Genomic DNA, 10,178 nt, shown 5'->3' with positions numbered 1-10,178 from the left:
TCGCGCCGACCAACTTCAACATCATCAACTCGATGCTGTTCCTGGTGGCCGTGGTGCTCGGTGGGCAGGGCAACAAGCTGGGCGTCATCTTCGGCGCGTTCATCATCGTCTACCTGCCCAACCGACTGCTCGGCGTGCATCTGTTCGGGGTCAACCTCGGCGACCTGAAATACCTGTTCTTCGGCCTGGCGCTGGTCGTGCTGATGATCTTCCGGCCGCAAGGCCTGTTCCCCGTGCGCCAGCAGCTGCTCGCCTACGGCAGGTCTGCGCGCAAACTGCTCAGCAGCGCCGACGATTCGAAGGCGGCGGCGTGACGAGCGAGAAGCGAAGCGGGATCGCGCATGACTGACGAACCGGTGATCGACGAGGACCTCGCCGCCCTGCACCGAGAAGTCCAGACGGCCGAGGGTGAACCGCTTCTTGAGACGAAGGACCTCACCGTCAAGTTCGGCGGCCTCACCGCGCTCGATTCGGTGACCTTCCAGATCAAGCGCGGCGAGATCCTCGGCCTGATCGGACCCAACGGCGCGGGAAAGACCACCTGCTTCAACGCGATCACCGGTGTGTACCGGCCTACCTCGGGCACGGTGACGTTCGACGGTGCGCCACTCGGCCGGATCAAGAGGTATCAGATCACCCGGCGCGGTATCGCCAGAACGTTCCAGAACATCCGGCTCTGGGGTGAGATGACGGCGCTGGAGAACGTCGTGGTCGGAACCGACGCCAGGCACAAGACGTCGGTTCCCGGGGCGCTGGTCCGCACCCCGAGGCACCGGCGTGAGGAGAAGGACGCCATCGAACGCGCTGCGGCGCTGTTGCAGTTCGTCGGCATCGCGCACCGCGGCGAGGAGAAGGCCAGGAACCTGCCGTACGGCGATCAGCGCCGGCTCGAGATCGCCCGCGCACTGGCCACCGAGCCCAAGCTGCTGTGCCTCGACGAGCCCGCCGCGGGTTTCAACCCGAGCGAGAAGTCCGCGCTCATCGAGCTGATCCAGGCGATTCGGGATGACGGCTACACCGTATTGCTCATCGAACACGACATGCGCCTGGTCATGGGTGTCACCGACCGCATCGTCGTGCTCGAGTTCGGTCGTAAGATCGCCGACGGTCTGCCTGCCGAGATCCGCGACAACCCGGCGGTCATCGCCGCATACCTGGGGGTGCCCGATGACGAACTCGGCTGAGACGACTGATCTCGATCCGAGACCAATCCTGCTCGAGGTCCGCGACGTCGTCGTGCACTACGGGCGCATTCAAGCCCTGCACGGTGTTTCGCTGGTCGTGCGCGAAGGCGAACTCGTCACGCTGCTCGGCTCCAACGGTGCGGGCAAGACCACGATGATGCGCGCCATCTCGGGCCTGCGACCGCTGTCGTCGGGCTCGGTCTGGTTCGACGGCAAGGACATGTCGAAGGTCAAGGCCCATCGCCGGGTCACCGACGGGCTGATCCAGGCGCCGGAGGGACGCGGTGTCTTCCCCGGCATGACCGTCACCGAGAACCTTGAAATGGGCTGTTACGGAAGGAAGTTCGCGAGCCGTTCCGAACACCGCGAACGGCTGGACTGGGTGTTCGAGACCTTCCCGCGCCTCGCTGAGCGTCGTACCCAGGTCGGCGGCACGCTGTCGGGTGGCGAGCAGCAGATGCTGGCCATCGGTCGGGCGCTGATGGCGCGGCCCAAGGTGCTGCTGCTCGACGAACCGTCGATGGGGCTTGCTCCCATGGTGATCTCGCAGATCTTCAAGATCATCTCCGAGATCAACTCGCAGGGCACCACGGTGCTGCTGGTCGAACAGAACGCCCAGCAGGCGCTGACTCGCTCGGACCGGGCATACATCCTGGAGACCGGGCGGGTGACGCGCAGCGGGGTGGCGCGGGAGTTGTTGGCCGACGACAGCATTCGCGCCGCCTACCTCGGCGTGGCCTGACCCCAAGACTCGCCACACGCAGCTCAGGGCGATCCCGCACCCGGGACGTCGACGCGCGCCTGCATGACCCACCCCGTCGACTCGCCCTTCAGCAGGCCCTTGATCGTGGTGTCGTCGATCACCATGTACAGCGTGCGGCCGTCGGCTCCGCCGAGGGCGGGTGCGACCGACCACCCACTGTCGATCGCGACGCGGTGGGTCACGGTCCCGCCCGCCAGGACACGGAGGAACTCGCCGGTGTCGTAGGAGCCGACCCACACGCCTCCTTCGACGTCGACGCAGAGGCCGTCGGGGTGGCGATCTGCGCCGAGCTCGGCGAACACGCTTGGGGTGCCGAGACTTCCGTCTGGTTCGACCTGATACGCGAGGATCCGCGACGCGTTCATTTCGTTGACGAGGATGGTCGACTTGTCGGGCAGCATCCCCATGCCGTTGGGGACGGCGAGCCCGGTTGCGACGACCCGGACGTTACCGCCGGGCTCGATGAGTCCGATCGCACCTTCCATCGTGGTCGCGGTCACCTGGTACAGATCGACGTAGGCACGGCCGTCGGGGAGAACGAGGAGGTCGTTGGTCATCGTGGCGAGATCGCTGAGGTCATATGTGGCCACAACTTTCCCTCGCGGGTCGACGTGATGGATCTTGGCTTCCATCAACGAGGACACCACCAGCGTCCCGTCGGGAAGCCAGCCCAGCCCGGAGGCGTGCGCGACCTCGGCCTCGACGGTGAGGTCACCGCTCTCGCCAACTGAGTAGACCTTGTTCGCCGGCCCGTCGCTGAACCACAGGCGGCCGTTATGCCAGCGGGGTCCTTCCCCGTAGACGATGCCGTCGACGAAGGGCAGCGGCTCAACAACTTCGATGGGGGCCATGAGGCACGCTAGCGCGCGACGATCACCGATGACCCGTGGCCGAACAGGCCCTGGTTGGCCGTCACGCCCACCGTGGCGCCCTCGACCTGTCTGCCGATGGCCTGACCCTTCAATTGCCAAGTGAGCTCGCAGACCTGCGCGATCGCCTGCGCGGGGATGGCCTCGCCGAAGCACGCCAGGCCGCCGGAGGGGTTGACCGGGATTCGGCCGCCGATTGTCGTTGCGCCACTGCGCAACAACTCCTCGGCCTCACCCTTGGCGCACAGCCCGAGATGCTCGTACCAGTCGAGCTCCAGCGCCGTGGACAGGTCGTACACCTCGGCCACGCTGACGTCGTCGGGCCCGATGCCCGCCTCCGCGTACGCGGCGTCCAGAATCTGATCCTTGAACACCCGGTCGGGACCTGGCACGACCGCCGTGGAATCGGTTGCGATGTCGGGCAATTCGGGGAGGTGCTGCGGATAGCGCGGGGTCACCGTGGACACGGCCCGCACCGACGGCACGCCCTCGAGCGAGCCGAGGTGCTTCTCCGCGAAGGACTTGCTCGCGACGATCAGAGCCGCCGCACCGTCGGACGTCGCGCAGATGTCCAGCTGCCGCAGCGGATCGGAGACGACCGGGCTGGCCAGCACGTCCTCGACCGCGGATTCCTTGCGGTAGCGGGCATTCGGATTCTGCAGGCCGTGGCGGGAGTTCTTGACCTTTACCTGGGCGAAGTCCTCCGACGTGGCACCGTAGAGGTCCATCCGACGGCGGGCCAGCAGCGCGAAGTACACCGGGTTCATCGCGCCGATCAGGTGGAACCGCTGCCAGTCGGGATCGTTCTTGCGCTCACCGCCCACGGGTGCAAAGGCCCCCTTGGGCGTGGTGTCAGCGCCGATCACCAGGGCGACGTCGCAGAACCCGGCCAGGATGTGTGCGCGGGCGCTCTGCAACGCCTGCGAGCCACTGGCACACGCCGCGTAGCTCGAGCTGACCGGGACGCCGTTCCAGCCCAGCTTCTGCGCGAACGTCGACCCGGCGATGAAGCCGGGGTAGCCGTTGCGGATGGTGTCGGCGCCGGCCACCAGCTGGATCTGGCGCCAGTCCAGGCCGGCCTCGGCCAGCGCTGCGCGGGCAGCGACGACGCCGTATTCGGTGAAGTCGCGGCCCCACTTGCCCCACGGGTGCATGCCGGCGCCGAGGATGTAGAGCGGGTCCGGGGTCATGCGATCCTCCAGGCGTAGACGCTGCGAACGAATCCGTCCTCGTCGGTGTAGAGCGGCATGGTGGTCAGTTCCATCTCCATGCCGACCTCGAGGTCGGCGGCCAGGGTGCCGTCGACGACCTTGCCCAAGATGATCAGTCCTTCGTCGGCGAGCTCCACCGCGGCGATGGCGAATGGCTCGAAGGGATCCGACGCCGGGTACGGCGCGGGCGGGGGATACCGATTCTCGGTGTAGCTCCACACCTTTCCGCGTCGGGACAGCGGCACCTGGTCGAGTTCATCGGAGTCACACGCCGGGTTGGGGCAGTTGTTGGCCCGCGGCGGGAAGACGTAGGTACCGCACTGCACGCACTTCCCGGCGATGAGGTGTGTCTGCCCGGCGTCGTCGATGGCGAACCATCCGTCGATGGCCGGTAGCTGATTGGTGGCGTCGAATGCTCCTGGCACGCGGCCAAGACTACCGATTGACACCCCAAAACTGAAACGTGTTGCAGTTTGATTCAGCGTTGCACGGTCAGCCGACGAGCTGCTGCACGGCCCATTGGTTGCCGTCGGGATCGGCGAAGTATACGAACCGCCCCCAGGGCAGGTCCTCGACCGCACTGACCTCGATGCCGCGGGCGGTCAGATCGGCGTGGGTGGCATCGGCATCGGCCACCACCACCTGCATGCCGCGAACCGAGCCCGGTGCCGCGTCGGTGAGGCCGTCGCCGATCGCGATCGAGCAGGCCGAGCCCGGCGGAGTCAGCTGTACGAAGCGCAGCTCGGGAGTGACCTGATGATCGTGGTCGGCATTGAAGCCGGCTTGCACGTAGAACGCCTTGGCCCGGTCGACGTCGCTGACCGGAAGGGTCACCAGCTCGAGCTTCATGTCCACGGAGGTTCCTCTCGGTTGAATGTCACTACGGGTGCATAGGGTAGGGCCGTGAGCCCCGCCAAGACAGCATCCGCGAAGAAGACGGCCAACGCCGACGAGAAGCCCACACTCATGCTGCTGGATGGCAATTCGCTGGCCTTCCGGGCGTTCTATGCGCTGCCTGCCGAGAACTTCAAGACCCAGGGTGGCTTGACCACCAACGCGGTGTACGGGTTCACGGCCATGTTGATCAACCTGCTCCGCGACGAGGGCCCAACCCACATCGCCGCCGCGTTCGACGTGTCGCGGGAGACCTTCCGCAAGGACAAGTACCCGGAGTACAAGGCCGGCCGGTCGGCCACGCCCGACGAGTTCAGGGGCCAGATCGACATCACCAAGGAGGTGCTGGTCGCGCTCGGCATCACCGTGCTCGCCGAGGCGGGATTCGAGGCCGACGATCTCATCGCGACGTTGGCCACCCAGGCCGAGGACGAGGGTTACCGGGTGCTGGTGGTCACCGGCGACCGCGACGCACTTCAGCTGGTCAGCGACGACGTGACGGTGCTGTACCCGATCAAGGGCGTCAGCGAGCTCACCCGCTTCACCCCGGAAGCCGTGGCGAACAAGTACGGCCTCACCCCCACGCAGTACCCGGACTTCGCGGCGCTGCGTGGCGATCCCAGCGACAACCTGCCCGGCATTCCCGGCGTTGGGGAGAAGACGGCGACGAAGTGGATCGCCGAATACGGCTCACTGCAATCGTTGGTCGACAACATCGACCAGGTGAAGGGGAAGGTCGGCGACGCGCTGCGCGCCCATGTGGCCAGCGTGGTGCTGAACCGCGAACTCACCGAGCTGGTCAAGGACGTGCCGCTCGCGCAGACCCCCGACACGCTGCGCATGCAGCCATGGGACCGCGATCAGATCCATCGGCTGTTCGACGACCTGGAGTTCCGGGTGCTTCGGGACAGGTTGTTCGAGACCCTGGCGTCGGCCGATCCCGAAGTCGAAGAAGGCTTCGACGTGCGCGGCGGCGCTCTCGAGCCGGGCGCGCTCGCGGCGTGGCTCACCGAGCACAGCCTCGGCAACCGGTTCGGGCTGGCCGTGGTGGGCACCCACCTGGCATTCGACGCCGACGCCACCGCCCTGGCGATCGTGTCTGCGGACGGGGAGGGCGTCTTCGTCGACACGGCCACCTTGAATTCCGAGGACGAGGCCGCGCTGGCCTCCTGGTTGGCCGATCCCGGTTTACCGAAGGCCCTGCACGAAGCCAAGCTGGCGATGCACGATCTGGAGGGCCGCGGCTGGAAACTCGCGGGCGTCACCTCCGACACCGCACTGGCGGCCTACCTCGTCCGGCCCGGGCAACGCAGCTTCGCCCTCGACGACCTGTCGGTGCGGTACCTGCGCCGCGAGCTCCGTGCGGACAACCCGGAACAGCAACAACTTTCGCTGCTCGATGACGATGACGGCGTCGACGACCAGGCGGTGCAGACGCTGATCCTGCGGGCCTCCGCGGTCGCCGACCTGGCCAACGCCCTCGACGAGGAACTGGCCCGCATCGACTCGTCATCGCTGCTTGGCGAGATGGAGTTGCCGGTGCAGCGCGCCCTGGCGGCGATGGAGTCCGCAGGCATCGCGGTCGATCTCGACCTGCTCGGCCAGCTGCAGAGCCAGTTCGCCAACCAGATCCGCGATGCCGCCGAGGCGGCCTACGCGGTGATCGGCAAGCAGATCAACCTCGGCTCGCCCAAGCAGCTGCAGGTGGTGCTGTTCGACGAGCTCGAGATGCCGAAGACCAAGCGCACCAAGACCGGTTACACCACCGACGCCGATGCGCTGCAGTCGTTGTTCGACAAGACCGGCCACCCGTTCCTTCAGCACATGCTCGCGCACCGCGACGCGACGCGGCTCAAGGTCACCGTCGACGGGCTGCTGAATGCGGTGGGCTCGGACGGGCGCATCCACACCACGTTCAACCAGACCATCGCCGCCACCGGCCGGCTGTCGTCGACCGAACCGAACCTGCAGAACATCCCGATTCGGACCGAGGCAGGCAGGCAGATCCGCGACGCGTTCGTGGTAGGCGACGGGTACGCCGAACTGATGACCGCCGACTACAGCCAGATCGAAATGCGGATCATGGCGCACCTGTCGAAGGACGACGGCCTCATCGAAGCTTTCAATACCGGCGAGGACCTGCACTCGTTCGTCGCATCGCGGGCCTTCAGCGTGCCGATCGACGAGGTGACTCCCGAGTTGCGCCGCCGCGTCAAGGCGATGTCGTACGGACTGGCCTACGGCCTCAGCGCATACGGGTTGGCTTCGCAGCTGAAGATCTCGACCGAAGAGGCCAAGGTCCAGATGGAGGCGTACTTCGCGCGTTTCGGCGGGGTGCGTGACTACCTGCAGTCGGTCGTCGATCAGGCCCGCAAGGACGGTTATACGTCGACCGTCCTTGGCCGGCGGCGCTACCTGCCGGAGTTGGACAGCAGCAACCGAAACGTGCGCGAGGCCGCCGAACGCGCCGCGCTGAACGCGCCGATCCAGGGCAGCGCCGCCGACATCATCAAGGTGGCGATGATCAACGTCGACACCGCGCTCAAGGACGCCGGGCTGACGTCACGGATGCTGCTACAGGTTCACGACGAATTGCTGTTCGAGGTTGCGGCGGGTGAGCACGAGGTGCTCGAGGAGTTGGTTCGCGACAAGATGGGCAGCGCCTACCCGCTGGACGTCCCGCTGGAGGTATCGGTCGGCTACGGCCGCAGCTGGGACGTTGCAGCGCACTAGGGCCCGGGCGCGCGGTATCCGGCGAGCTGCTGCAGCGTAGGCGCCGCCGCCCGCGACGCCGTCAGCCAGTACGCCTCCTCGTTCTGCAGCGCGTACACCCGGGGGTCGCCGAAGCCGCGGTCGATCCGGTCCCGCACGTAGGCGAGCTCGACCACCTGGGCGGCGAAGTTCTTCACCGACTTCCCCGCGGGCCGTCCGGCCAGCCGGGACGCCTCCCCGATCGCCGCCTTCCGGTTGCGGATCGAACCCAGCCAGGTCGCCTCGTTGGGCATCACCAGGCCGCCCGCGATCATCGCAGGCAGTTTGGCGGTAACGATCCTCTGCTCACGACGGCGGCTGTAGACGGCGAGGGCTATCGCCAGCCCGAACACCGGCACCATCCACAACAGGTAGACCAGGAAGTAGGCCTCGATGCTCACCAGCGACGAGCCGTTCCACAGCGCGTGCATGAGCACTGCGGCCGCGTAGCCGAGCAGGATGAAGCCGGCCTTGGCGAGAGGGTTCTTCCGCTGTAGTGCGAAGTAGACCCCGATGCCGGTCATCGTGGTGAACAGCGGATGCGCGAACGGCCCCATGACCAACCGCAGCGCCGCGACGCCCAGCGACTCCCCGAGCGAACCGCCGTCGGAGATGTAGAAGATGTTCTCCAGCCACGCGAAGCCCGCCGCGGTGATACCCGCATAGACCAGACAATCGGTCAGCGAATTGAGTTCGTTTCGGCGCCTGCCGGTCATCATGAGCAGCAGGAACAAGCCCTTGGCGGCCTCCTCGATGATCGGCGCACCGAACACTATCGTGCCGGCGCCGGTCGTCTCGGCGCCTTCACCGAGCAACGAGCCAAACCAGACCTCCAAGATCACCGAGACCACGACGGCGACCGATGCACCCCAGAGGAACGCCAGCACCAGCAGCCGGGGCGGCTCCGGCTCGTACCGGTCGAGCCACAGGTAGGCCAGCAGGACGACGGTCGTCGCGACGCTGGCGAGGGTGAAGCCGATAGCCGTGCCGACGGGGTTGACCGCGGTCAGGAGAATGACGATCAGCCCGGTGACGGTTCCGAGCGCGATGATCACCCCGAGGGGCGCTCCGACTTTGCGGATCCGCCTCGGCAGCGGCGGAATGAAAGGCCGCGGCTGCGGCGCCATGGCGGGGTGTGACACCAAAGTAGGGTAGCGATCGACGTTTCCGGTCAGCGGCGGAACCTGACCCGAGTTTGTCCAGCGTGTGCACAGTCGAGTAGGCTCGTGGGGTGCTCGTACGTGCTTGAACGCGAGTCACGCCAATACCATCTGTCCCTACGATTGAACCTGTCCGGAGCAACCCAACAACATGCCAAGCCCCTCCGTCACCTCTCCGCAAGTAGCTGTCAACGACATCGGCTCAGCCGAGGACTTCCTCGCCGCCATCGACAAGACCATCAAGTACTTCAACGATGGCGACATCGTCGAGGGGACCATCGTCAAGGTTGACCGTGACGAAGTACTCCTCGACATCGGTTACAAGACCGAAGGTGTCATTCCTTCCCGCGAACTCTCCATCAAGCACGACGTGGACCCCAGTGAGGTTGTGTCCGTCGGCGATGAGGTCGAGGCGCTGGTCCTCACCAAGGAGGACAAAGAAGGCCGTCTGATCCTGTCCAAGAAGCGCGCGCAGTACGAACGCGCCTGGGGCACGATCGAAGAGCTCAAGGAAAAGGACGAGGCCGTCAAGGGCACCGTCATCGAGGTCGTCAAGGGCGGCCTGATCCTCGACATCGGCCTGCGCGGCTTCCTGCCCGCGTCGCTGGTGGAGATGCGTCGGGTCCGCGATCTGCAGCCGTACATCGGCAAGGAGATCGAGGCCAAGATCATCGAGCTCGACAAGAACCGCAACAACGTGGTGCTCTCACGCCGCGCGTGGCTCGAGCAGACCCAGTCCGAGGTGCGCAGCGAGTTCCTCAACCAGCTGCAGAAGGGCGCCATCCGCAAGGGTGTCGTCTCCTCGATCGTCAACTTCGGCGCGTTCGTCGACCTCGGCGGCGTCGACGGTCTCGTGCACGTCTCCGAACTGTCCTGGAAGCACATCGACCATCCGTCCGAGGTGGTCACGGTGGGCGACGAGGTCACGGTCGAGGTGCTCGACGTCGACATGGACCGCGAGCGGGTTTCGTTGTCGCTCAAGGCCACTCAGGAAGATCCGTGGCGCCACTTCGCCCGCACCCACGCGATCGGTCAGATCGTGCCCGGCAAGGTCACCAAGCTGGTGCCGTTCGGTGCGTTCGTCCGCGTCGACGAGGGCATCGAGGGTCTGGTGCACATCTCGGAGCTGTCCGAGCGCCACGTCGAGGTCCCGGACCAGGTGGTCCAGGTCGGCGACGACGCGATGGTCAAGGTCATCGACATCGATCTCGAGCGTCGTCGCATCTCGCTGAGCCTCAAGCAGGCCAACGAGGACTACACCGAGGAGTTCGACCCGTCGAAGTACGGCATGGCCGACAGCTACGACGAGGCCGGCAACTACATCTTCCCCGAGGGCTTCGACGCCG

The 10,178-nt window shown here is 66.2% G+C and carries 9 protein-coding genes and 1 pseudogene; 5 read left to right on the top strand and 5 right to left on the bottom strand.

Annotated elements, in window-relative coordinates; all coding sequences use genetic code 11:
* The 3 genes and pseudogenes from QOC69_RS25900 to QOC69_RS25890 all read left to right on the top strand — a co-directional run.
* Nucleotides 1-314, top strand: a pseudogene (locus QOC69_RS25900) (branched-chain amino acid ABC transporter permease); the annotation flags it as partial.
* Between the two features lie 27 nt (nucleotides 315-341).
* Nucleotides 342-1,184, top strand: coding sequence for an ABC transporter ATP-binding protein (locus tag QOC69_RS25895; protein WP_526445037.1), 843 nt, complete (start codon nucleotides 342-344; stop codon nucleotides 1,182-1,184).
* Nucleotides 1,168-1,926 carry an ABC transporter ATP-binding protein gene (locus QOC69_RS25890; RefSeq protein ID WP_526445035.1) on the top strand — a complete coding sequence of 253 codons (759 nt, stop codon included), beginning with the start codon at nucleotides 1,168-1,170 and terminating at the stop codon, nucleotides 1,924-1,926. Before QOC69_RS25895 ends, QOC69_RS25890 begins: the two co-directional genes overlap by 17 nt.
* Nucleotides 1,927-1,949: 23 nt before the next feature.
* On the opposite strand, the gene QOC69_RS25885 is transcribed toward QOC69_RS25890, so the two are convergent.
* The 4 genes from QOC69_RS25885 to QOC69_RS25870 form a co-directional block, all read right to left on the bottom strand.
* Nucleotides 1,950-2,798 carry an SMP-30/gluconolactonase/LRE family protein gene (locus QOC69_RS25885; RefSeq protein WP_526445033.1) on the bottom strand — a complete coding sequence of 283 codons (849 nt, stop codon included), beginning with the start codon at nucleotides 2,796-2,798 and terminating at the stop codon, nucleotides 1,950-1,952.
* Between the two features lie 8 nt (nucleotides 2,799-2,806).
* On the bottom strand, nucleotides 2,807-4,006 hold the full coding sequence (locus tag QOC69_RS25880) for a lipid-transfer protein (RefSeq protein ID WP_526445031.1): 1,200 nt from the start codon (nucleotides 4,004-4,006) through the stop codon (nucleotides 2,807-2,809).
* On the bottom strand, nucleotides 4,003-4,452 hold the full coding sequence (locus QOC69_RS25875) for a Zn-ribbon domain-containing OB-fold protein (protein WP_526445029.1): 450 nt from the start codon (nucleotides 4,450-4,452) through the stop codon (nucleotides 4,003-4,005). The genes QOC69_RS25880 and QOC69_RS25875 overlap by 4 nt, the downstream gene beginning before the upstream one ends.
* A 67-nt stretch (nucleotides 4,453-4,519) precedes the next feature.
* Nucleotides 4,520-4,882, bottom strand: coding sequence for a VOC family protein (locus QOC69_RS25870; RefSeq protein WP_526445027.1), 363 nt, complete (start codon nucleotides 4,880-4,882; stop codon nucleotides 4,520-4,522).
* Nucleotides 4,883-4,993: 111 nt separating this feature from the next.
* On the opposite strand from QOC69_RS25870, the gene polA reads away from it, so the two are divergent.
* Complete coding sequence (gene polA / locus QOC69_RS25865) at nucleotides 4,994-7,654, top strand: DNA polymerase I (RefSeq protein WP_526445041.1); 2,661 nt, start codon at nucleotides 4,994-4,996, stop codon at nucleotides 7,652-7,654.
* Here the strand turns inward: polA and QOC69_RS25860 are convergent.
* Nucleotides 7,651-8,799 carry a PrsW family intramembrane metalloprotease gene (locus QOC69_RS25860; RefSeq protein ID WP_526445039.1) on the bottom strand — a complete coding sequence of 383 codons (1,149 nt, stop codon included), beginning with the start codon at nucleotides 8,797-8,799 and terminating at the stop codon, nucleotides 7,651-7,653. The two genes, polA and QOC69_RS25860, sit on opposite strands and share 4 nt — an antisense overlap.
* A 184-nt stretch (nucleotides 8,800-8,983) precedes the next feature.
* Between QOC69_RS25860 and rpsA the strand changes: the two genes are divergently transcribed.
* Nucleotides 8,984-10,178: 30S ribosomal protein S1 (gene rpsA / locus QOC69_RS25855; protein WP_526445025.1), on the top strand; the 1,195-nt coding region annotated here is incomplete at its 3' end.

The sequence above is a fragment of the Mycobacterium sp. genome, from assembly GCF_032162105.1.
Lineage (GTDB): Bacteria > Actinomycetota > Actinomycetes > Mycobacteriales > Mycobacteriaceae > Mycobacterium.
The sequence above is the reverse complement of the archived record's forward strand: the minus strand, read 5'-3'. Positions and strand labels throughout refer to the sequence as shown.

Coding starts and splice junctions, on each gene's coding strand:
- QOC69_RS25895 (WP_526445037.1), top strand. CDS start 342: ATGACTGACGAACCGGTGATCGACGAGGACCTCGCCGCCCTGCACCGA.
- QOC69_RS25890 (WP_526445035.1), top strand. CDS start 1,168: ATGACGAACTCGGCTGAGACGACTGATCTCGATCCGAGACCAATCCTG.
- QOC69_RS25885 (WP_526445033.1), bottom strand. CDS start 2,798: ATGGCCCCCATCGAAGTTGTTGAGCCGCTGCCCTTCGTCGACGGCATC.
- QOC69_RS25880 (WP_526445031.1), bottom strand. CDS start 4,006: ATGACCCCGGACCCGCTCTACATCCTCGGCGCCGGCATGCACCCGTGG.
- polA (WP_526445041.1), top strand. CDS start 4,994: ATGCTGCTGGATGGCAATTCGCTGGCCTTCCGGGCGTTCTATGCGCTG.
- QOC69_RS25860 (WP_526445039.1), bottom strand. CDS start 8,799: ATGGCGCCGCAGCCGCGGCCTTTCATTCCGCCGCTGCCGAGGCGGATC.